This is a genomic window from Paenibacillus sp. J22P59 (assembly GCF_059383895.1).
Window position 1 is genome coordinate 299,793 of the sequence record NZ_JBXENX010000004.1, and the last position, 25,378, is coordinate 325,170.

Here is a 25,378-nt window from a genome sequence, read left to right on the forward strand (position 1 = left end):
GGGATGAAATCTAGCTTTTGCTAAAGTGAAAAATCTTTTGGCAACGATTAATACCATCGTGATTTTTTTCTAATAAATAATATGACTCCCACAACTATTACTAAAATTAGTAGTGCGCCAGCTATATATCCGTACATTCCTGTATAATCTTCGGTTGACTGACTCTTCGCTAGTAAGGCTTCTGCTGGAATCTCCAAAGAACCTTGCTGCAATTTGGTATAATCTACACCCTCTGATGAATCTTGAAAGTCATCAGGTTCGTCTGTTGTTGTATCTAATGGGTTAGCCGGCAATTCCTCTGTCACTGCACTCTACCTCCCGCTATAAACTAGAACCCCCCGAAAGGATAGTTGATAAGTAAACTAAAATCATCTCAGAAATATAAATACTCGACAGCTACTTACGATTACTTAACTTCTTTTGGCTTCACAGCTACCTTTGGAAATCCGTAAGTATAGCCTGCTACCAAAGAAGAATATCCCGCTATATTTTTAAACTTAAATTCCATAACACTATCTTTATTAAATGTAGTAAGAGTCATATAACCATAATCAATTTTAACTGAACTACCAGAAATCGTTTTATTCATTAACGCTTTAACATCTCGACTTTTCGTAATACTTGAAAATCCATATAAAATAACAGCCTTGTCGAACGAAAAAGGGGTGTTTTTAGTTTCTGGATGTGTTCTCCATGGAGCAGCTAATGTGGGGATAATACTTTTTTGATCAGAAGCTGTTTCATCAATTTTTACTTTTACAGAGTTTTTCGTCACTATATAAGAAATTTCATCAGTCGAAGAATTAGTAATCACATTACCTCTAAGAGCAACATCTGTTATTCTTTGTTTATCATAAATACGTTTCATTGTTGAAATAGACTGTTCTCTTGTGTATTTACCATTATAGTCAAACTTACCACCAGTACCATCCATTATATCAGTACTGTACATGACCATAACAGCAGGCTTAGCCCAAGATGCTATTTTTGAAAAATCAGAATAGCCATATGTGGATGTATCTTCTCTATAGGAAAAACCTACTTGTATATGAATTGTATTTGCTAGCATTGTAGCAGCTTCTTGACGTGTGATTAACGCATTGGGTTTAAATTTTGTATCAGATACACCATTAACACTACCGAGAGCAAATGCTACATTAATGTAATCCTTATCTGTGTCTGTAAATCCAGTTTGAATCTCCACTTTCTCCATAAACTCCTCTAGAGTCCAGTGCTTTAAGCCAAAGCTAGCATGCTCGTAATTAGCGAACATCGTTTGGACAAGTAACTGAGCAAACTCTCCTCTAGTAATCGGCTTTTGGTAGTTGGATTGTAGATTGTCCGGAACTAATCCGGCTTTGATTGCAGCATTCACCCCTGCTTTTGCCCAAGATGAAGGTTGATCTTTGCTTGCTGCAAACACTGGGGTCACGGTCAGAAGAAGAGATAGTGCTACGACTGTTGCTATAATTTTTTTCATTATAATACAAACATCTCCTTTGTCTTGCTATTCACAGTTTCATAAAACAAATAGAAGAGGATCGTCATTACCGACCTCTTCTTAATTTATTTTTTACGTACATTACATATAAATTAAAATATTTAACAATAATTAAAAAATCATCACTTAATTTCTTTAGGTTTTACAGCTACTCTTGGAAATCCATAAGTATGACCTCCAACCAAAGAAGAATATCCAGCTACTTTTTTGAATTTAAATTCCATAATGCTATCTTTATTAAAGGTCGTAAGAATCATGTAACCATAATCAATTTTGACTTGACTGCCTGCCAGTGTCTTATTCATTAATACTTTTACGTCTCTACTGTTTGTATTACTTGCAAATCCATACAAAATAACAGCCTTGTCGAACGAAAAAGGAATATTTTTAGTTTCTGGATGTGTTCTCCATGGAGCAGATAAAGTTTTTACCATACTATTATTATTAGAAGCTGTTTCGTCAGATTTCACTTTTATTGAGTCTTTCGTCACAATATATGAAATTTCATCCGCTGAAGAATTAGTAACTATATTACCTCTAAGAGCTACATTTGTTACTTTCTGTTTATCATAAATTCGTTTCATCGTTGTAATCGTTTGCTCTCTCGTGTACTTACCGTTATAGTCAAATTTACCACCTATACCTTCCATAATCATAGTACTATGCATAATCATAACAGCGGGCTTAGCCCATAAAGCTATTTTCGAAAAATCTGAATAGCCATATTCAGAGGTATCTGTCTCGTATTCAAAACCTACTTGCGTATGAATCGTATTCGCTAACATTGTCGCTGCTTCTTGACGTGTAATTAATGCGTTAGGCTTAAACTTCGTATCAGATACACCATTAACACTGCCAAGAGCAAAGGCTACTTTAATATAATCTTTATCTGTGTCCGTAAATCCAGTTTGAATCTCCACTTTCTCCATAAACTCCTCTAGAGTCCAATGCTTTGAACCAAAGCTAGCATGTTCATAGTTAGCGAACATCGTTTGAACAAGTAACTGAGCGAACTCTCCTCTAGTAATCGGCTTTTGGTAGTTGGACTGAAGATTGTCCGGAACCAAACCGGCTTTAATTGCTGCGTTTACCCCTGCTTTCGCCCAAGATGAAGGTTGATCTTTACTTGCTGCAAACACTGGAGTTACGGTGAGAAGAACAGATAATGCGACGACTGTTGCCATAATTTTTTTCATCATTTTTGATTTCTCCTTTGTATGTTGCACTATTATTTCTTACTCATAAAGCCTATAGAAGAGGAAGAAAAAGCCGATTATCACTTTCTCTTCTTCACTTCATTTTGACTCTGAAACAATTACATTCCTCTGCTAATGAGTCCCCGAAATAGCCAAATCATCTGCAGATGATTTCTGTGCGGAGTAGACATTCAACACAGGGAATGGAATATCTTTAATTGACCAAGATGTTCCGTTAATTTTGACATTATTATTATTTTTTCCCGAATAATCATACTGTAAGGCATAGGTGTCACCTAAAGCTTTAATATCGGCAGCCATTAGAATGACCGTCCTATTATTTCTATACATGTCTATATTCGCCTGAGTAGGCTTCTTGTTTTTTCCAACCACTACAGCCGAGGAAGGCAAACCATACTTGAAATGCCAACGCTGACCTTGCATTTGGTATAGTTCAGGAGGAATCACTCCACCAGGATTTTTATTCTCCCCGTACGTTCTGGTAGACCCAATGAAGGTTCTATTCCTGCCAGTGAGATACATAATCTGAGCCGTACCGAATGCATATTGATTGCCATAAGGCTGTAATAATGATTTGGCTTCACCTGGATCAGACGTATTCGCATAGTCCATCACCGTATTGGTCGTACTTGCTTCTTGTCCTTTATAATTCCTCCTGCCCCACTCGTCATCCCAGTCCAATCTGTAAATATATTTGTAAATAGACTCAGGGTTCCATCCAGGTACAGCGGCGCCATTCTTATTAATAGGCTTATAGCTCCCCGCAACATTCATATACACATCTACTTCTTGAATAGCTCCCGATTTGAGATTAAGCGCATAGTAATAAGGGATGATTTGCATGCTTCCATAATAGTTGCCGATCGTCTGAATATCAGATAGAACATTGTAACCTAAGCGCATAGGCTGTTTACGTAAAGCAGGAATATTGTTCTTATCCGGAGACAACGGTAAAACTATGGGAGGCTGATTCGTATGAGCTAATAACCCATAGGTGTTCAAGTAATCCGTCTTATCCGTAACAGGTAACCCCCTAATATCAACATGATCCCCCACTATCTGATTCTGAACGCTCGTATTCACTTTCTTAACCACATTAGGTACAAGCCATTTAGTAGGAACGACAGGCTGCTTGAACAAATTCGAGAATCTGAAATCGCCTGTATCCTCTAGCACCAGATTTCCGATCCTGCCAACTACATCGATATTGTAGCCCTTCAAAGCACTATGCAGTGCCCGCAGCGCAGCGTCCCTGACTTTGTTAGTAGGCTGAGCTCCCGTATCTAGCGCTAACCCATTAATTGCTATCGCATTGAATTGCACTAAAGCACTCATAGCCTCTCTATTGCCTAAAGGAAGATAAAAGTCATATTTGCAATCAAAATCATTACAAGCAACAGGAAGATCAATCCACTCTCCTGCGGCATGTGTCTGGTTTTCATAAATAACATTAAAGTCGAACTTGACCGCCTTGGACTTGGTCCATTCCGTCGTATCCATATTATCTATAAAGCCTTTACCGCGATTAGCCGTCACATTGGGAATCCCCCATGCTCCATTGCCATAGAAGTTTCCGTTATTCGGAAAATATATCCGGAAGGCATAGTCCAAGTTAATAAATTCTCCTGCCTCTATTTTCCCTTGACCAGGAACCTCTACGGGAGCTGTCGGTGAATTTGTGATTTCCTTGTAAATATAGGCACTCTCAGGAGGAGCATCCGCCCCGGGATCAAGCATCGTTTCCTCTTGGATGTATTGAGGCTCATTCGTTCCAGCTGGCGAGAGTATTCTGATAAATCCATCACCAGAATGCCCCATCTCATTTCCTCCAGACGGATTAGGCATCGACTGATTACCAGCAAGCGTAGACCCACTGGCTACTCCACCTATATAGCTTGAGCCGCCGCCTCCGCCGCCGTCATCAATTAATGAATGATCGGTACTTGCACCACCACCTCCATAATAGCCGCCACCGCCGCCGCCTCCAGTGTAACCATCTGTTCCCTTAACGCCATTGCCGCCTTGGCCTAGCGAGCCGGAGCTGCCTCCAGCACCTCCTGCGCTTTGAGTACCTCCTTGTCCAACTGTTCCACAGCATTTCTTGGTTCCATCACCGCCGGTCAGTCCACCGCCGAATCCGCCTTCTCCAGCCTGACCCCCGCCGCCGCCTCCAGCCACTAGCAATTTCGTACCAGCCTTTCTAAGGTCAGAGGCACCTCCGCCGCCTTTTCCGGCAATACCGCCTGCACCTCCACCATTCCAACCCCCAACGTCTGAAGTCGTGGTTCCCCCGACAAATACTTGCAGAGTCTCCCCTTTTGCAAGAATCACTGTACCCGTAGAGTAGCCACCTTTGCCTCCATTATCTGTGGTGTAGCTGCCCCCCTGTGCACCCCAAGCGTGTAGCGTATACGTGCCAGCTTTCGGAGCTGTGAACTCTTGTGCACTTCCGGTATAGGAGAAATCATGCTCTTTTGGTGCTGTACTATAATCCGGGTTAAGCACTGATTTATATGCATATATCGGTTCCATTGGAATGAACTCTTGTAATGACATGTTCTGTAATGAAAGGTTATCAGCAAAGAGATACTCCGTAACCTTTTGTCCACCGCTGCTGTTGCCCTTTACGATATGAACTCTGACCTTAGATACATTCGCTGGCGTAGTGAAGGTTAATTCTTTCTTCTCCACATTTCCTGTATTGACCACCGCTGTACTGCCTACTGTTGATACAATGCTTCCAGAAGCATCATAAATGTCGATGTAGAAGCTTCCCACGCATCTGTGACAGCTTATATCTCCCGTGAATTTATAATTCGTGTTAGGCTTCACATCAACATCTTTATAGTACACTCCTACGTAATCCTTCTGTGGTGTGGTATAGATCTCGAAAGACCGATTCCCGGATATTACCCATTCTCCAGTCCTGCTTGTAAAGGTAACATCTGCTTGCGGAGAAGCTGTCCATGTCTTCCATCCCGCAACGCTTAAGTTATCATTAACAAATTCTGCCGAACCATTAGATAAAATATTTTGCCTGTAGTTAGAATCCAGTATTTTTTCATATTCCTTAGTAGGCTGCTGTAAATTTCCTCCTAGAGCCTTCGATGCTTCCGTTCTTTGGTCACGCTCAGCAGGCAAAGGTATGACCACTGATTTCTCTACGGAAACTGGGTTATGCAACACGATATCATTCACCTTGCTATGAGAGTCAGAATAGGTACTCATGAATGAAGCACCTGCTTCTTTATACTCTTCATCAACTGCTGTTGAATACGGCGTTTGTCCAGTCCCTTCTTTTATTAGCTTTTTATAGAAAACAGAAGAAGTTCCTGTTACATAGAGACCATTAGGATTCGTAACAATTGGAAAAACACCTGTCTTCATTAATCTGAGAGCAGATACCGGACTTGCTGGTTTGTCTATACCGGCAGGATAAGTATCGAATATTGTTTTTAATTTGCTGCTTTTGTAGCCCGAATATTTGGTGTTAGGGTTGAGATAGTTGCCGTTATACGATCCTATATTGATGTGATCCGGCAACCATTTGGCCGCTGAATTGCCATTGTTGGTCCATTGGGTTGCAAAAGAAGTCTTTGGTATATCGACTTGTCTCTGCGGTTCCACAGGAGCAGCTGTCTTCTCGAAGTACATAACAGACTGATCGCCTGAAGAGGTCTGAAGGACTAAGAAGTCAGACACGGAGGTTACCTCCACCTTAGTTGTTCTGCGCTCCGCAAATTTCTTATATTCCGTCGTCTGCTTATCCTTCACTGTAGAATTAGCAATATGGAAATCAGGAGTTACACCGTAGGCTGGATTCGTATAGATCGTACCAGTAGCCCATGAAGCAGTCTGACCAGGCCCCTTTATCCATCCATTATTACCATTGCCATCATCTTTGTTTGTTCTAGGACCTTCATCCCATACAACTGTGTCATGTTGATCGGGCTCGATGGAATACCGAAGCCTGCCCTCTTCACTAGCCTTAGTAGGTAATTTGCCTTCTTCCGCAATATTGTAAAATACGGTAGGATCACCTTGCACAATGGAAGCAGTCAAGTCCTCGGTACCCGTTAATTCTGTCATGCCATTTACTTTGGATTTGTCTAGTTTCCATACATTCGCTTTTGTAATCTTGGTGTAATCATACGTAACCGTTTGTTTCCATGTGTCCTCTACCATAGGCAGATCATAAATAGAAGAAGGGCCGTCGATAATTCTTGCTGGGAGAGTACCTGTCACTGTTATCGTATATGTTCCGCTCTGACCGTTCTGGCCGCTGGAAGCCACGTAAGGACTGCCACCCACACATGGAGTGCCGGAACACTTCACTTCCGCTTGACCAGGACTAGCGTATCCAGCAGGCTCTACTTTACTATCTGTCGTGATAGAGGCTCCCCAGCTGCTGAAGCTTCGAGTCTGCTTATCACTAGCTGCAGTATGTTTAATCGTAAAAGAATTGACAGAGCTTGCCCATGCAGAAGCTTGTGACTTAGCCGCATTGTAAGCCGCATAATCCCATTTGTTATTTACATTTGTCCAGTGGTCTCCCCAAGTTACAGATCCGGTATATGGTAAAGGTCCTGTCCATGTTGCCGTAACTGTACCGCCTTGATGACCATTCACGGTTAAATTAGAGGAAGAGGCACCGCTAGGTGATGGGACGGTATAATCTTTGGCTTGGTCTCCTATTTTGAATTCGCTAGGAACCCCGCCTGAAAAGAATGAGCGATACGTCCTAGTAGACTTCGCATCAGGAACATATTCTACTTCTATATCCACTATAAATTCTGAGCCACCCGAGGCAAAATATAAGCTTCTAGTCGTCGGTGTTCCAGCCATCGCCTCAAATGTTTCATTCGAACCCGTACCCGTTGTAGAAGGCGAGCCTTCTTTTATTTCTGACCAGAACTCGGGGACCGAGGTATAGCTTCCTGTCTCTTTCTCAGGTATAGGGAGCTTTCCTCTGAAAAAAGTAATCTCTGGCGATTTGGTGAGAAGAGTCTCGCACGTCTTTGTTTTACGGACCCCCTTCTCTGTCCAACTAACAATGATGCTGGCATTGTAAGCAAATGTGACCTTGCTGTCCTCTGGCATCGGATAATTCATCAAATCATCTGTGTACATGAATGGAGTGTCACCTTTTAAATAGCTTAATAATTCTTTAGGAGCAACAGATACCTCTGTCCCGGGAACAGGGCTTTTCCCCTCCTTAGACCATTTGGCAGCCGTCCCATCGCCGCCCTCTCTATAGTTTCTATAAAGCACAACCTTTAATTTGAAGTCCTTTTTGCCGCTTGCAGCAGTCATGAATTTATCCCATTCCTCAACCACTTTGTCACTTTGCTTAATGGCAATAGGCATGTTGATCTTCTTACCAATCTTATCGGTCTTGATTTCTTGGGAGGCTGGAGCAGCTTTGCCGTCCATCTTTAATGATACTTTTTGGCTGCATTCACATTCAGGAGTATCCGGATCGATTTTATTCTGAGCTCCTCCGGCAATCATGAATCCATAATAAGAACCATCTTCAATAAAATTCAAAGCTTCCATAATCCCTTTTTTTACAGACCCTCTGCCTCCCCACACTCCTTGCCCGGAGGACGTTTTAAACGTATATCCTGTTACTCCGTTATAACCGAAAGCAAATCCATTACCACTTGCAGATTTGTCGGTTATTCGATCTCTGCTTGGCACTTCCGCTTTCGACATATCCGCAGATTTCTTGATTAAATTTTTAGTGTTATTGATAGCATTGCCTGCATTAAAATCTGCTTCGCGAAGATCTCCTTTGGGAGTTGCACCATGAGCCCATAACACAAAATCTATACTAGGCATAAACAAATAACTTGAGCTATATTTGGGAACCGAATAACGAGATACAGTATCTATCGCTATAAGTAAAGGATTCGTATCTAATCGATCCTTAGCTATATACCTATTGATCTCTGATTCATAGAAGGGTTTATCCTCACTTGGAGCTAAAAGATAAAGTGACATTAAAAGGTCGAGGTAATGTAAGCGCGCTTCGTATCTCTGTTCATAATTTTGGCTATCAGTCAACTTATCAAATGTAAATTGTTTTATTCTAAGTTCAATATTATAAGGATCACTCAAAATCCAATTCCAAACATGAGGAGCATATTTGGCACAGCTTTTAGTGCAGCTCGTACTCCAATCAATAATATTTTTCCATTGACCATTAGCTAGTTTTTTTAAATTATCTTTTTCTTCATCATATGGAGCTAATCTTGCTAACTCAGAATAGAAGTTAGGTGATTCTCTCGTTGTAGTACCAATCTCTCTTAATTTTGCTGCCATATAATCAGCAGATTTAGTTCCAAAGTTCATGGTTCCAGCACTTGCTGAATACCATCCGATTACAGCATTTTTCGAGTAACTTGCCTCGGGAGCAAATAAAATTGAATTCTCCATTCTTGGAAAATGATTCTGATAATGCTTTCTTAATTTTTTTTCTACGTCATCACTACTCATATTCTCAACTAATTTATTGTCAGAATTCAGCGTTTCCTTTGCCAATCCTACTCTATATATGCCGTTTAGGTTTACACCTCCGTTTTGCCCTGTAGTCCCCCCACTAGGTATAGAACCTGATCCACCTAATACAGCCGCTTGAACCCTGTTTATTGAACTTTGCGGAATTAATGAAAGCAGCATTGCAATAACTAAGAATACGGATAGATAATTTTTCATTTATTTATTCCGACCTCTCTTTCATTCTGATGTATAATTTATGCATTAAAAATACAGGTTTAATTCTCCTGATGCCGCTATTTCGCAATACAAAACACTAATTATTTTCAAAATTAAGTTTTCCACTATTGTATATTTATATTGAATATTCCAGACCATGTATCTATTGACTTTAACACATTTTCCCTATTTATTAAATAATATTATGATAAAATTAAGGACTATGCGATCATATACAACATCACAATACAGTACTTAGGTATGACCTAACTTCTATTCACAGTTTTATAGAAAAAAGCCTATTCTACATAGTTTTAAGTAGAATAGGCTTTTTGATGAATAACTCTTTGCTGCGTCTCAAAATGAGTTTCTAGTTCGCTCGTACGACATGCTTATCAGTCATACTATAATTGTTTTCTCAAGATAACGGCTTGGCAACATAGACAAAGCATAAATTAACGGTCAATTTTGCTGTCACTCAGTAGCAATTACTTTATTTAAACACTGAAATAGTAACCAAAAATGTATTTCGAGTTTGCCCGACTACATCAAGGCTTTCTGCCGATATAAATAAAGATTTTATTATTTAAAAAATATAGATAAACGATTACTATAAACGATTACTTAACTTCTTTTGGAGTTACTGCTACTTTCGGAAACCCATAAGTGTAACCACCAACCAAGGAAGAATATCCCGCTATATTTTTAAATTTAAATTCCATAACACTATCTTTATTAAATGTAGTAAGAGTCATATAACCATAATCAATTTTAACTGGGCTACCCGAAATCGTTTTATTCATTAGTGCTTTAACATCTCTACTTTTAGTAATAGATGAAAATCCGTATAAAATAACAGCTTTGTCAAACGAGAAAGGGGTATTTTTAGTTTCTGGATGTGTTCTCCATGGAGCAGCTAGAGTACCTTTAATACTATTTTGATCAGAAGCTGTTTCATCGACGTTTACTTTTACAGAGCTTTTTGTCACAACATAAGAAATTTCATCAGCAGAAGCATTAGTAATTACATTACCTCTAAGAGCTACTTCTGTTACTGTTTGTTTATCATAAATGCGCTTCATTGTTGAAATCGACTGTTCTCTCGTATACTTACCGTTGTAGTCAAATTTACCACCTATACCTTCCATAATCATAGTGCTGTGCATGACCATAACAGCCGGCTTAGCCCAAGTTGCTATTTTGGAAAAATCAGAGTAACCATAGGTTGAGGTATCCTTTCTATAGGAAAAACCCAATTGCGTATGTATTGTATTCGCTAGCATTGTAGCCGCTTCTTGACGTGTGATTAACGCATTAGGATTAAACTTTGTATCAGATATACCGTTAACACTACCAAGGGCGAAAGCTACTTTAATATAATCCTTATCTGTGTCCGTAAATCCGGTTTGAATCTCTACTTTCTCCATAAACTCTTCTAAAGTCCAATGCTTTGAACCAAAGCTGGCATGCTCGTAATTAGCGAACATGGTTTGGACAAGTAACTGAGCAAATTCTCCTCTAGTTATTGGCTTCTGGTAATTAGACTGAAGATTGTCCGGAACTAGTCCGGCTTTGATTGCTGCGTTCACCCCTGCTTTTGCCCAAGATGAAGGCTGATCTTTGCTTGCTGCAAACACTGGGGTCACGGTCAAAAGAACAGACAAAGCTACGACTGTTGCTATCATTTTTTTCATCATTTTTAATTTTCTCCTTTGTATGTTGTACTGTTATTTCTTAAACCTATACTTTCGAGCATTATTGTTCGTAGGAACGAAATGGTTAATCTTTAAACGGGGATTACATGAGTTATATTGTGATTGGTTAAACGATGAGCTTATTTTTCACTCAGTAGTGCCTATCTAAATTTATCACTGCTCTATTTCCATTTACTTGTGGCTTGGTCTAAAAGCCATTGACGAGCTTCTTCATCTCTAAGCATGATAGGGATCTCCATTGTACCAATATTAATACTTTTTATAAAAGCTTCATTTATCCCTCGAAGTCCCGCCAACTGAGCTCCCTTCAATAAGACCCTTTCCATCGTTGTCAATCTTATGTCGGCGTTATTTAAAATTGCCTCTCGAAAATCAGTATCATCAAAAAGAGCGGCTACTAGATTTGCATGTGATAAATCTGCTTTAACAAACACTGTTTCAATACATTCGCAGTCAGCAAATCTCGCAAATTTAATATTCGCGTTTGTATAATCTGCATAAGATACATTGGATTTACAAAAATCAGATCCTTCTAAATTAGCGAACTTAAAACTTGAAGAACAGAGCATCGCAGAAGAGATATCTTTATTTTGTAAACTTGCACTATCCAAAATACAATCAATAATTAATGACTGATCTAGAGTGTATTGTGAGAGGTCAACATTACGTAAGTCAACTTCATCTAGATTTAATTTTTCACCATCTATTCCAGTAGTATCAACCCAAGTCTTATGTGATTTCAATTTCTCAATAATTTCAACTGTTGTCATTGTCATCCCCTGTCTAGGAATACCAAATGATTCTATCAACCACCTTCCTCCTATCCCATCCTGCCTTTAACTTGATAAATACTGTCATCCTACTAAAAGACAGACATAAACTACTCGTAAATTATAGATACCTTGCTTTCATTACTCTTAGCCTGTTCCAAGAATTGTACAATTTCACGTGCAGCATCGGGAAGTATAGGCACGATATTTGGGGATGCTTCAAGTGTATTCTCAGCGATTTTTTGTAAATTAAAAGATTTAAACAATTGAATAGCAGCATTAAGATTTGTTAACTCCCATGGACTTTCCTCGTACCAACCTTCATGAGTATAATATTCATGTAAAATTCCATCGTTGAAAGACTCATACTGGCACATTAAATCTAATATGGTATCAAAATAACCCGTCCACATTTTTAAAATATGCCTTTCATCGGAATTTTCAAAGACAAATGCTATTTCAGGCTCACCTTCAAATCCTAAATAGTACAAATCATAAACTATTTCCTTCTTCATAGTATTACTCCTTCCAATGCCCTTGGTCTAAGATTCTAACTTGTTCTGGAGTAGCAGTTCCTGCCTTACGGGCAGCAATTGCATCATACCACTTGTATCCCTCAACCCACTCATCTTCTCCAATTTTGAAGAATGATTGTGGCTTATTCCCACCACTACCTGGAATTGTTCTTTGAGTTACCCAAGTGTTTCCTTGATCAACAGGTGCTCCTGATGTTCTAGTGTGCCATCTTACTTCGTACTTATATGTACCATCATTCCATTTGTAGGTTATTTGTTCATAACCATCAGCCATTGACTTAGCTTTCATGCTCGCACTCTCTGGTATTTCAACCGGAGCTCTCTGGGCATATTCCTTCGCTATGGCTAGTTGTTCATCAGCACTCATATCTGAGAATTTTTTATTAATATCTCCCGTCCCATCCACTCTACTATTTCTCGCACCATCATAAATATCCGTATCATCAAATTCATCATTCGGGATGTTTCTTTTCGGCGTGCCAGACGGGATATTCTCAAGCACTTCATCACCGTGCTTGAAGACGTCATATAGATTGCCTAATTTACGTAACCATGGAAAAACAATTCCAACTCCAGCTGCACCTCGATCAAACGCGGTCAACGGATCACCTGTTATCGCATTTTTCCCACTTCCAGCCTCGTATCCTGCCTTTATATTCCCTATTACTGGAATCTGATCAAGCACAAATGAAACCCCATCTAGAAACCACGTAGGACCTTTCTCGTTGTCCGCATAATATTGGCCTCGCTTATCCACATAGCTTTGCGCTCCAGGGTCGGTTTCAATTCCTTTGCCCTTGTATTCGAATGTAATAGGATCATAACCCTGCGAAATGGCATACTTTAAAAACGCCTCAATCTCTTCTCTGTCTACGCCTCTTACTTGCTCAAATACATCCGCAGGCCACATCTCTACCATCTTTCCTGCATTATATTGGTAGAGCAAGTCATCTAAATTTTTGAACGCGATGACCGTCTTCTTCCCATCCGACGTGTAGACGACATAATCGTTCTCATCATCATCAAACTCATAATTCTTCACCGTCACATTAGGCTGTACATACGTAACGGGCGGGGCACTTGCTTGCTGTTCCTTCCACTTGGCTTGCCTATCCGCCCATCCTTTCATCATATCGAACATAGCTCGTAATAGCATTGCGAGAACGGCTGCCTGTTCTGGAGTCAGCTCGGAAGCAGGTTGATCGCCCCCTCCTCCATAACGATTTACTGTAACCGCTTGAATCGTTGCACTAGGCGCTGATCGATTAATTTCGCTCTCTGTATGATCGTATTGCTCGGTCGAGTGATTGATAAACGTCTGCAGTTCCTTTATTCGCCTATCCAGTTCCAGCAGTCTGCTATTTGTGCGATACAGACGAGCACTAATTTGACGCCGGGCAGTTATTGCAGAATCCACACGAACAGAGCCCACACCTCTTATTAGCGTAGACGATCTCTGTCCCTGTAGACTTAGGCTTTCTTTTAATTGCTGCATCCGACCAATATCAATACGAATTGGAAGCATCCTGTCCCTCCTGCTAGGAGTTAATTATGACGTTGAAACCAATATAGGTTGGAAAACATTGCTCTAGCACTATTTTAAAATAAGCAAACAAACCTATAATTTATCGTTTTCCTTATCTTACACATTATACCTATTTGTAATTTAGCACAAATTACCTATATTAGAAACACCCTCTTCTTATTTTAGGCTTTCGTTCTATTTTCCAAATCAAACAGATACATTATCTACCATTAGTCATAAAATTAATGACGAACTATGTATGCAATTTAGGCTTATAATTCATAACTCCCCCCTTCAAAGTGATTTTCCAACAGAAAAAGGCCTATCCTACAATAGTTCAAGTAGAATAGACCTAAGATGATCGAATTATCGTTTCAGAATGCTCCTACGCTGCTAGTAACATTAAAAAATAACTTTTTAACATTCGCTAGTATGATACTTTTATAGAAACTTGTGAGATCAGCGTTATTAGGAAGGCCTGCTACTTGACCATCTCCCAATTCAAGAATAATCCACGGACCATTCTCCAGCTTCGCTATGTCCATTGTAAAAAAACGACTGTTTATTTTTTGTGCAATCTCTTCAAACGGAGCTAGCTCTGGTTGAAGCTCTCCATAAATCCCCTCATCCCAGTACTCAAGGGTTATGATTGGCTTACCATCCAGAAAGAAAACTCTAAATTCTTTAGACAACGGGGCTCCACTTTGCTGATGATGAGATAGAAATTCCAGATTCACAAAAGACTTAAACACCAGCCCTTCATTCCATTCATCACTTTGCAGCTCTATGAACTTTTGAACTACTTCTAATACTTTATCGCTGTTCGATGCATCAGGAATAAAGCAAGCCTCATCCCATTCATGTTTGCGAGATTTCACATAGTCTTTCAGAATAATTGGCGATTGTCCAAATACTTTTACGAGCTCAAGGGCATTGTCAAATGATTCATCTATCTCTGATTGGTGTATCCAAACTGTCAGCGGCGTATTCTGTTTAATCACCTCATAGGAGTTAGGAGTATAATGACAGAAATGATATTGCTCTGGATTATTGATCAGCTCAATATTTTTACTGATTAATTGTTCATACAGTTGAAGATAGACCTCCCCTGTCATCATCCAGCCTCGAAATAATGCCTGCTCTTTTTCCTCTTGTACAAGGATTTGTTGAGTTGCTTTGTTTATGTTATTCGATATAAGATCCTCAAAGCTAATCAAACTGACATCGAAGCCTAATTTTTTCGCAATCCTATACTCTTCTTCATAATCAGAATCTACTACTTTAAGATTGTAAGGATCCGAACAGAATATAATTCTCATGGTAACCTCCAACGTGCATGAACGGTAAAAAATCACACCATTTATTTTCTTGATAAAGACAAAAAATTCCCCACTAATTTGTTGTATTCGCCCTAGTATTTAATCTCAAAATCTATACGGTCTAACTCCGCCTTACTTATATCCTTCATTTCAATCTTCAAATTACGCCAATAACTTAATGGATATGCTGATGTTCCAGCAAGCAATTCACCTTGACGTATAGTAAAACTTCCTCCTCTTTCAAAGAGTATTATTAATGGCTCATATATCATCATATATTTGACCGCTTGACTAATCCCCTCGTCAGCCAGTGCACAAATTTCCAAATAAGAATAGCATATTACTTTTATATATATATTATTTATTTCTTCAACTACAGGACAAACTTTAATTATGTCTCTGGTTGGAGTCTTTTCAAGTGCAGTAGCAGCACGAAACACAGGATATTTATCTATAGAAATAGATAAATCGTCTAACAATGTATTAACTCTTCTAAAATATTCACTAATTAAAACATGGTGTGATTCGTAAAGTCTATTACCCAGTCCATTAAAATCAATTGATGATACGCGTTCTGCAGCAAGATTTAATATTGAACCCATATACTTCCACCTGTTAAATAACTTCGGAAAAATTATTATGTTTATCCTATTGTTATATTAATCACTCATACTTTCTGCGATTCTTTGCACAATTTCTTTATCAAATTCATCAAGATCTGCTAGCAATTCTTCAAATCTCTTTTTAGAGTCAGAAGTACCTATAGCCCAAAGCGCAGCAATACTATAATGGCCCAATGTATCAATACCAAAAAGCTTATTTACTTTAGGATCTCTATATTGGCTGATATAACTTAATTTCAATTATTTTTAGAAATCACAAATTACGCTCTTTGAAGAAATTGGACATTACTACTAGATATTCTTTTAGTTTTTCAGGTTCATCAGATAAATCACCGATTATACTAATTTCCCCTTTTTTACTAACAGCATAAGCACTATCCCACTTAAGTGCTTGTTCAGGTGGACCTTCAATTTCTCTATTTCTGAAAAAAAACCAGCAGCACTCCGCTTCCTCGAAATTCTCTGACAATATCGCAGTAGTGGGATTATCCATAAAACGCTCCAATTTTCTTCTTGCAGACTGTTCTGCTAATTCTCTTGCTTCTGTAAATGAAATAGTTTGGTTATATATACTCATAATTATGGTCTCCCTACATCTAATATAAGATTTGGATTCAACTCAACAATTTTACCTATCTGAGTATCAACAAAAATTATCTCTCCATTTTTGTTAATTACATTTATTACGTGTTGGACGTTTCCTTGTTCTAAAATAACCACACTAGCAGCACCATCCCCTGCCTCCGTCATTATTTTTTTAACGTCATCAACTAATAATTCTTTTTCATGGAATCCAAATGGAGCCGATGGCAGTAAAGCATTGCGATTACCGTATCCATTTGAAGGCTCGGCGACAGCAAAAGGATCACGTCCCGTTATTCTTGCATGTGAAGAATTTGCACAGGATACACAATTGGTATTTATCCCCGGTCCTGCACCTTCTACATAATGTGGATTGACTCCTTTGAGTTCAGGCAACTTATCATCAAGAGGTTGCGTAGACGTGTACACATGGTCATAAGCACTGCCAACATCTTCTTTCCGTCCCCCAGAAGCATCTCTTGATGAAGGGATATTATCAGGCTTCACATCAGCTTTATTAGTGAGATCATTTAATCCCTCCACTACTTTACCAGCCTTTGTTACCTTCGTAATCGCAGCTCCTGGAATCAGGATCGAGGATATTGCTCCCAATGCCCGCGCCTTTTCCTCTGGGCTCATCTTGTCAAAATCCGCATATACCTTCTTGGCAGCCTCTACGAGCTTGTCTGGATTATTAATAAAGTAGTTAACACTTTCTACGGTTTGTTTCGCAGCCTCTATCGCTTCTTTGGTCGTATTAACAGGGTCTACAGCGAATTCGATAACGGCTCCGCCCAGATCTATAACACCAGTAACCACTTCATTCGCCAGACCAAGTACAAACTCATCACTTAAATGAACGGCTTGCTGCCATTTCGTTCTTCCATACGTCTCAATTACCCATGCATAAAAGGCGGTATACGGTACCTCGACATTCATATAGCCTTCCTGCTTGTTGAGCACATGCTCCTCGAAGTAGGCATAGGTAAACTCATTTTCTTTATTCTTTTCCGTGATGGGAGTCCCATCCGGCAGATGCGTAGGTGGAAGCATATCCTTGATATAAGCATCAAGCTTGGCTTGCAGCTCATCGTCCGGTAGAGTTGCTCCAGCTGGTGTATTTACCGTATGAGTCTCTACTGATCCACGAACAGCCTGTGCTTGCTCAGTCAATGAGCGTTCTAAGCCATTATATTCTTCCTGAGCCCAATTAATAAAAGTATTCAGCTCGCGCAGTTCCCTATCAAGCTCTCGAAGCCTGTGTAAGCTGCGATCCATTCTTGAGCGAATGTTCCTCCGAGCTGCAATTGCTCCCTCGACTTGATAGACCGTCATCGGCATCCTGCTCGCTAACTGCATACACCTTTGTACATTCTGACTCAACCTTGGCTTGAAAACCTCAAGTGCATTCAGATCAATCCCAATCAAAGACATGGCATACACCATCCGATCTCTTCATAGTAACAGTCATTGTTCTATCTAAATCTCTTTTATACCGCTTCTTCATAATCTGACTGTGGCACTCTATGATGTATTGATGCGGATAATCCATACCTATGTTTGTATCTCATCACTAATAAAAATAATTCACTGCATTAAACTTAGCATATATTACCTATATTTCCAATCAAATTTTTACAATATATAGGGCTTATTATCTATTTTGAAACACCTGAATTCAATCGCTATAGTGTTATTTTCATAACAAAAAACAGGTCAATCATGGGGTATCTGGCACATGCCAACCGTTCAGCAAAGCTCCTTTTCTTTCTGTAAATATACATCAAATTTGGAGGCTTCACGAGCTTGTTTATTTTCTTCAATGTTTTTCTGTTTTTGCTCACTATTATAAGGTAGCGGTTTCGAATCATTACCCTTCCTACCTCGTTAGCTGCGTGCACTTCTGTACTTGCTGACTCAGCTTGGGCTTATAAGCCTCCACCGCATTGAAATCAATTCGAATCAAAGACATCACATCCACCATCCGGTCTCGTCATAATAACCGTTCTTTATTATCCTTGCCTTGCCCACTCTACCAAGAGATTCGAATTAGATAATCATCACCGTAAGTATGAATGGTGAACTCTCCGCTTTTTGCGGTCTCAGCATTGGAGCTGCTCCATATGACGCCTGGAAAGTTACTTGCGATAGAAGACCATAGCCGATTGAAGTTGGATTTTCCTTTTGGGGTGCCTATCTTGATGTAATGATAGCCTGTACGGATATCATCAATAGCGTCAAACTTCACAAAAACCTTTCCTCGGTAAGAAATTCCTTCGACGTCCTTCACGAGATCGAGCAGCCGCTTCAGAGTGACAATAGATTGCTCTCTTGTATACGGCTTATCCGGCTCCATTCCAGCAGTGCTTCCTTGAAAGATCTTAGCATGGTAGGTTATGTTCGCAGCTTCTTTCGCCCATGCAGGAATGACCGAATAGTCGATATAAGGTGCCTTCTTGTTGGACAGTCCTTTGATTTGCAGTGTGTGCAAAAGATTGCCCAGCATAACCACCGCTTCTTTGCGATCAATATTGCGATTAGGCTGAAACTGTGCCTCATTAACTCCGTTAATAATTCCGAAGTTATAAGCCTCATAGACAGACGCAGCATTCGAATCGGAAAATCGCTGCTCCGTGACCACTTTATGCAGCGCCACTTCATGTGCTCCAGTGATTTTATGCAGGACAGGCTCCACAAGGGTAGTGAATTCTCCGCGGGTTATCTTTCTGCCATACTCTCCTTGAAGTGCTTTGGGGACTAAGCCTTGCTTAATCATTTCATTCACATCCGCTTTTGCCCAATTCGATGGTTGCCCTTTATCTGCCCCATAGACGGTACCGAGCGATAACAGCGATAAGATCATAACTCCAGCTATCGCCACTCTTAAACTCTTCAACATGTACGCGGTCCTCCTTTGATTACCATTACTGAACAGAGGTTCTCTGCTCACTAGTTAACTTAAACACATCATCATAAAGAAGGGGATGCCTACTCGCTCCCCCTTCTTCCCTTCTATTTCTGATAAATTAATGCGTGCCAGACAGGTTCAAATCATCCGCTGATGATTTGGAAGTTGAGAATACCGCGACCACAGGCTGCTTTATTTCTCCTAATGGCCATGTTGTACCCGAAATATTAGCATTCCCGTTCCCATTAGGTGCTTCATATTGAAGGTCGTATGTCTCACCTATCGCTTTAATATCAGCTGCCATGACGATCACGCTCGTATTCGTGCGCAGCTTATTGATATTTTCCTGTGTAATTGCCGAACCTGCTTTTACGGCAACGGCTGATGAAGGAAGGGCATACGTATAATGCCATCTCTGTGCCTGCATGCCAAACTCCATACTAGAAAGCACATTGCCCGGATTTTTATCATTGCCATATGTCGCGTCTGTACCAATAAAAGTCCTGTTTCTTCCTGTCAATTGCATAAATTGTGAGCTGCCATATACATAGGACCCGAACGGCTCCGCAGCTTTGCCTGTAGCGGAATCTCCACCGGACTCCGCGAAAATGCTCGCAATTCGGTTGGTTAAATCCTGCTCCACAGTCGAAGCATTTCTTCGCTCCGCTTCCGCGTCCCAGTCTAAGCGCACCGGGTTCGTATACACCTTAGAAGAATCTCCTCCCGGTTGTGCAGCTCCAAACTTATTAATGAGCTTATAGGTGTTGCCTAGCTTCATGTAGATATCGACCTTCGTAATTTCGCCTGATTTCAGGTTCAAATGATAATAATACGGAATCACTTGCAGGTTGCTGTAATAGTTTCCAATGGTTTGCACGTCCGTATAGACGCTATAGCCCAAACGTAATGGCTGCTTCTGCAAGGCCGCAATAGTATTCATCTCAGGCTCCAACGGAAACCGAAACGGGTTCTGCTGCATATGGGGCAGCAGACCATACGTGTTTAAATACTTCGTGTTGCTATCTACCGTCTTCCCTCTTATATCCGTCGTATCGCCGACTATTTTATTCTGCTTAGCCGGATCGACCTTTTTCACTACATTCGGGATCAACCATTGGGTAGGTGTCAAAGGCTGTTTGAATAAATTGGAGAAGCGGAAGTCACCCGTATCCTCAATACTCATGTTTCCAATTCGACCTACCACATCAATATTGAATCTCTTTAGCGTACTATGCTTAGCCGCATGCGGCCTAGGCGTATCATACCGAACCTTATTGGTAGGGGCATCATTATCCTCGAATACCGCATTGTTGGCAATACTCTTGAACTCTACTAACGCACTAATCTTTTCCCTATTGGCTAATGGAGCATAAAACTTAAAGTCCTTTTCCCCAACAGGCAGTTGTATCCACTCATGGGATAGATACAGCTTATTGTTATAAATGACATGGAAGTCGAACTTCACGTACTTTTCTTTCGTCCATTCGCTCGTATCCATATCATTTATAAAGCCTTTGCCCCTTGTACTCGTTGTAGCAGGCCAGCCCCATTGACCATTCCCGTAAAAATCTCCTGTATTGGGGAATGACACCTCGAATTCATGATCTAACAATATAAAATCGCCCGGTCTCTTCTCGCCATCTGGAGCCATCGGATTGAGTTGGTTCTCCTTTATTTTGTAAGCCTCTGAAGGGATCGACGCATCCGCGCCTCCAGCCAAAACCTGTATTTCAACGGTAGGATTGCCTACAGGTCCCCTTGGCGGTGAAGTAATTCTGACTGCCCCATCACCTGCTTGTCCAACCTGTGTTCCTCCTGATGGAGCAGGCATCGACGTGTTGCCTGCAATCATGGAGGCGTTAGTCAGACTCCCTGTCCAAGAAGTGCCCCCATATGACCATTTGGTATCGTCACCGTGGTTGACCCGGCCACCATAATAGCCACCTCCACCCCCGCCTTCATCATTCGGGTAGGAGCTGACATGGCGGCTCGTATCGCCACTTTCCCCAGTCCACTGCGTGGCATCAGAGGATTCAGGGCGGCCTCCGTACGATTGATTAGATACGTTGCCCGTCGTATCACCGCCACCTCCACCTGCTATGAGGACCCGATTACCTGTAGTCGCCAGCCGAATATCGGTTGCGCCTCCTCCTCCAGAGCCAGCCGAGCCGCAGCCTATTCCACCCCCGTTGAAGCCGCCAGTCTTATCACAGCTATCCAGCCTATCAATCGTTGTCGTGCCATTCGCACCTTGCCCTCCGACATAGAGGTTCAATACTTGTCCCGCAGACAAGGTAATATTCCCTTTTGCATAACCTCCGGCATTATTTCTGTGGTTCTCAGCTGAGCCACCTTGTGCCCCCCACACTTCAAGGGTATAGGTTCCATCCGCAGGAGCGGTGAACGTTTGAAGGCTACCTGTATAGTTGAAAACATCCGACTTGCCTTCAACAGCAGGTTTATAATCAGGATTCTCAACGGCAGTTGTGACATAGACACCGTCTACCGCTATGAACTCCTGCACCCCCATATTCATTAATTTCAAATTATCGACGAAGAGATAATCATTAGGGAAAGACGCATCTATGTTCTTCCCTTTAATGAGATGAATGCGCAGATAAGCTGCATCCGAAGGGCTTGTAAAGTTAAACGTTTTGTGCTGCACGCTGGAGCTCCGATTGACATCGGAAGCCCCAATACCAGAGCCAATTGGTTTCATATCGCTTGTATAAAAGTTAAGCGAGAAATACCCTTCACACCTGTGGCAGCTAATATCTCCCTCGAAGCGATAATCGCTATTGGGTTTAATCGCGACGTCCTTCCAATAGCCCCCTGTTGTACTGGAGCTGGCAGGCGTAGTAACCTCGAAGGAGTTTTCCCCTTCAATTACCCACACATCTCCTGCTCGGCTCGTGAACGTCATCGCAGAAGCGCTTCCCGTAGCTACCCAGGTATTCCAGCCTGCTACGGTCTTATTGGTATTAATATATTCCGCATCTGGATTGGATAATATATTCTGGCGATAATCAGGATCAAGCTGACGTTCGTATTCAATTACGCCCTGTTGCTTATTCCCTCCCAGCGCTTTGGAAGCTGCCGTCCGCTGATCCAATTTGCTCGGCAGCGATAATACCATTGCATTCTGCACCGAAACCGGGTTATGAATGACGACATCATTGACCTTCGAATGGAGAGGTGAATAGGCGCTATGGAATGATTGTCCCGGAGCACCGAAAAGCGCGTCCGTGTCCGTTGAATACGCCACCGGAAGATCGTCGGGATTCCGATTCAGAATTCTTTGATAGAATACCGTTGAGCTTCCCGTTATATATTCGCCATTCTGTAAGGTATCCGGCACATCGAGCCCCGTCTGCATCAAACGCATATAACCGGAAGAGCGGCTCGGACGATTCAAGCCTGCTGGCTTTGTGTCAAAGATGGTAGTAACCGTATTGCCAGGCCCTCCAGAATATTTGGAGATAGGACTTCCGAAATTACCGTTATAGGAGCCCACTTTTATCGTATCCCGGACATCCCACTTCGCTGCCGATAAGGCATTCTCCGTCCACATCTTTGCAAAACTGCTTATCGGTACATCCAACTGATCCGTCACCTTCGCCGTATTGGAAGGCTTATCGAAGTACAGAACAGATTGATCGCCTGTGGACGTCTGTAGAATTAAAAAGTCCGATACGGCTGTGACATTGGTCTCCAGCTTTCTGCGCGCATCAAACTTTTCTTGTTCTTTCACCGGCCCTGCCTTGCTGTTAGCCAGTGCATTATCGGATGGACCTTCGTTCCATACGACCGTATCATGTTGATCCGTCTCAAGAGAATATCGCAGACGCCCGGCAGCACTTGTATCTGTGCTGGCAATATTATAGAAAATATTCGGATCGCCTTGCGTAATCGAGGCAGTAACCTCTTCGGTCCCTACTAATGTAGCCATTCCGTTTACCTGAGAACGATTCAGCTTCCAGACAACGGCTTTGTTTATTTTCATATAATCAAACGTCACCGTTTGGGTCCATGTATCTTCGTAACCTCCAACCATATGGAAATCATAGCCCTCTTGTACCCACCAATAATCGGTATGCGATTCTTCCGGTGAACCCCCCGTACAAGGGTTCCCACTGCAAGGAACGGCTGGCTTGGTAACATGCTTGCCGGACCTTGACGTTACTTGCTCTTCATAAGACGCTCCAGCCGAATCTGTCATCTTCCTTGCTGTTGGCTTGGAAGGCGTACTGTTGTGACCTGGAGACCCCGTAATGGGGGACATGGCCCAACCATTCACGACAGGCGTAAAGTAGGAACGGTAGGAGCGCGTTTTGGTTACTTTTGGGACATACTCCACTTGTACATCGACGATAAATTCGGAACCGCCCGAAGCGAAATAAAGGCTGCGGGTTGTCGGTGTACCCGACATCGCATCGAAATCTTCATTGGCTCCTGTCCCTGATGTTTGGGGAGTGCCTTGCTTAATTTCGGACCAATACTTAGGAACGGTGAAGAAGTCGGCTGTATCGGGCACCGGCTTTTTCGGTCGAAACCACGTCATCGTGGTTGAATCCGGATTTCCCGTACATTGTTTTGATAGCTCCTTCCCCCCATCCTTGGCATAAATATAGACAGAGGCATTATAGCGGAAGCTGACCTTTTTCCCTTCAGGTATTGGATATTTGGTAAGGTCATCATTATAAATGAGCTTGCTTTTTTTAGAATTCCCTAAAAAAGCAAGTAAATCAGCTTTTTCAACACTTACCCCCTTATCAGAAGAATCATTTTTCCCTGGTGCGGGAATTGTTCCTGTTACCGACCATTTGGGCTTATCTCCTGTATTGGCTAGTCCCGACATGACGTCTGTCTGATCGTTTCTCCATAAGACAACCTTAATACGGAAATCGCTTTTTCCTTCCACCCACTTTTTCCAATTCTCTATTTCATCAGGCGTCTGCTGAACATCTACTTGAACCGGAACTTGCTTGCCAATGACGCTCTGCTCTGCAGGTATATCGCCTTCGATTTTATTTTTATTTGGGATCGTAGCAATTTGCTTGCATTTGCAATCCACCTTATTGTATAGGGCAACTACATAAGTTCCGCCAATAAATACTGCTGGTTTTCTTGTAAGTAGTTTTCCGTCTCTTACAAACAACGGAGAGTCTCCTGAGCTATTACAATTAACCGGGGCTTGGTCCCCTGAACGTACTATGTAAGAACATTGAAGCTTTAACGTATTATTATCCTTATCTTTAATTGTTTCATCCAAATCCACCTTAGCTGCCGGGTCCCATGCTGGCCATAAGCCATCAGGATGCTTAGGATCCGGGTTTTTAATAAGTTCATCGTCTTTTAACGACTTTCTGGTATCCTCATGTTGAACTTTTAGAGTGAGCGGATATGAACCATCAAAGGTTATCGGATTATCATAATAATTAATAAAATATGATTTATTAGCCCAATATTCTGCATCATATATGCCTAATTTACCATTACCGTTTCTCAACTGTTCGTAGCGCTTACCTTCATTAGAAGAACCTTTAACAGTAAATATTGTACTTACATAGATTCTCATCCCCTGTTTGTAATCCTTAAACACGGGATGATCCTTCATCTTGTTAGTTATAACTGAATCAGGCGATTCGAATCTATATACAACAACCTCGTTAGTTACACCGGGCTGGGTACATCCTGTTTTTTTAGATATATAAGATAAATCCTTTCCAGAATAACCCTCAACATATTTCTCTATGTATTTACATTCATTAAGATCTCCACCAGTACCATCAGACGAACCTTTACGAACGTCTATTTCAATATACATGCTTGGACCTCCCTTTACGGGGGTACATTGTGAACCTAAGCAAGTAATATCTTTTCTTAGTATAAAGTGAGTGGTGCTGTATGTAATAGAAGATGATGCCTTTTTATTAGGTGCTACAAAATAAAATCTACCATTTTC

15 protein-coding genes are annotated in these 25,378 nt (G+C 41.2%); all 15 read right to left on the bottom strand.

Features of this window, described 5'->3' with window-relative positions; all coding sequences use genetic code 11:
* Positions 1 to 47: 47 nt before the first annotated feature.
* Positions 48 to 305: a hypothetical protein gene (locus tag AC50YO_RS08675; RefSeq protein WP_494846066.1), complete on the bottom strand. Its 258-nt coding sequence runs from the start codon at positions 303 to 305 to the stop codon at positions 48 to 50.
* A gap of 101 nt (positions 306 to 406) precedes the next feature.
* The gene (locus AC50YO_RS08680; RefSeq protein ID WP_494846069.1) at positions 407 to 1,480 is read right to left on the bottom strand and encodes an S-layer homology domain-containing protein; all 1,074 of its coding nucleotides are present in this window, start codon (positions 1,478 to 1,480) and stop codon (positions 407 to 409) included.
* A 143-nt stretch (positions 1,481 to 1,623) separates the two neighbouring features.
* Positions 1,624 to 2,700 (bottom strand): S-layer homology domain-containing protein, encoded by a 1,077-nt coding sequence (locus tag AC50YO_RS08685; RefSeq protein WP_494846071.1) that lies wholly within the window; start codon positions 2,698 to 2,700, stop codon positions 1,624 to 1,626.
* A 129-nt stretch (positions 2,701 to 2,829) separates the two neighbouring features.
* A complete protein-coding gene (locus tag AC50YO_RS08690) occupies positions 2,830 to 8,721 on the bottom strand; it encodes a glycine-rich protein (RefSeq protein ID WP_494846073.1) in 5,892 nt (1,963 codons plus the stop codon).
* Positions 8,722 to 10,055: 1,334 nt separating this feature from the next.
* Positions 10,056 to 11,132 (bottom strand): S-layer homology domain-containing protein, encoded by a 1,077-nt coding sequence (locus AC50YO_RS08695; protein WP_494846075.1) that lies wholly within the window; start codon positions 11,130 to 11,132, stop codon positions 10,056 to 10,058.
* 179 nt (positions 11,133 to 11,311) lie between these two features.
* Positions 11,312 to 11,959: a pentapeptide repeat-containing protein gene (locus tag AC50YO_RS08700; protein WP_494846079.1), complete on the bottom strand. Its 648-nt coding sequence runs from the start codon at positions 11,957 to 11,959 to the stop codon at positions 11,312 to 11,314.
* Positions 11,960 to 12,030: 71 nt separating this feature from the next.
* A complete protein-coding gene (locus tag AC50YO_RS08705) occupies positions 12,031 to 12,435 on the bottom strand; it encodes a hypothetical protein (protein ID WP_494846083.1) in 405 nt (134 codons plus the stop codon).
* Between the two features lie 4 nt (positions 12,436 to 12,439).
* Positions 12,440 to 13,981, bottom strand: coding sequence for a pre-toxin TG domain-containing protein (locus AC50YO_RS08710; RefSeq protein ID WP_494846088.1), 1,542 nt, complete (start codon positions 13,979 to 13,981; stop codon positions 12,440 to 12,442).
* Positions 13,982 to 14,355: 374 nt separating this feature from the next.
* Positions 14,356 to 15,300, bottom strand: a complete 945-nt coding sequence (locus AC50YO_RS08715) for an ATP-grasp domain-containing protein (RefSeq protein ID WP_494846091.1) — start codon at positions 15,298 to 15,300, stop codon at positions 14,356 to 14,358.
* Positions 15,301 to 15,392: 92 nt separating this feature from the next.
* Positions 15,393 to 15,902 carry a hypothetical protein gene (locus AC50YO_RS08720; RefSeq protein WP_494846095.1) on the bottom strand — a complete coding sequence of 170 codons (510 nt, stop codon included), beginning with the start codon at positions 15,900 to 15,902 and terminating at the stop codon, positions 15,393 to 15,395.
* Between the two features lie 57 nt (positions 15,903 to 15,959).
* Positions 15,960 to 16,163, bottom strand: coding sequence for a hypothetical protein (locus AC50YO_RS08725; protein WP_494846098.1), 204 nt, complete (start codon positions 16,161 to 16,163; stop codon positions 15,960 to 15,962).
* Positions 16,164 to 16,176: 13 nt separating this feature from the next.
* Complete coding sequence (locus AC50YO_RS08730) at positions 16,177 to 16,500, bottom strand: hypothetical protein (RefSeq protein WP_494846100.1); 324 nt, start codon at positions 16,498 to 16,500, stop codon at positions 16,177 to 16,179.
* Positions 16,501 to 16,502: 2 nt separating this feature from the next.
* Positions 16,503 to 17,939: a toxin glutamine deamidase domain-containing protein gene (locus tag AC50YO_RS08735; RefSeq protein WP_494846103.1), complete on the bottom strand. Its 1,437-nt coding sequence runs from the start codon at positions 17,937 to 17,939 to the stop codon at positions 16,503 to 16,505.
* A 598-nt stretch (positions 17,940 to 18,537) separates the two neighbouring features.
* A complete protein-coding gene (locus tag AC50YO_RS08740) occupies positions 18,538 to 19,404 on the bottom strand; it encodes an S-layer homology domain-containing protein (protein ID WP_494846105.1) in 867 nt (288 codons plus the stop codon).
* A 127-nt stretch (positions 19,405 to 19,531) separates the two neighbouring features.
* A complete protein-coding gene (locus AC50YO_RS08745; protein ID WP_494846109.1) occupies positions 19,532 to 25,240 on the bottom strand; it encodes a glycine rich domain-containing protein in 5,709 nt (1,902 codons plus the stop codon).
* Positions 25,241 to 25,378: the final 138 nt, after the last annotated feature.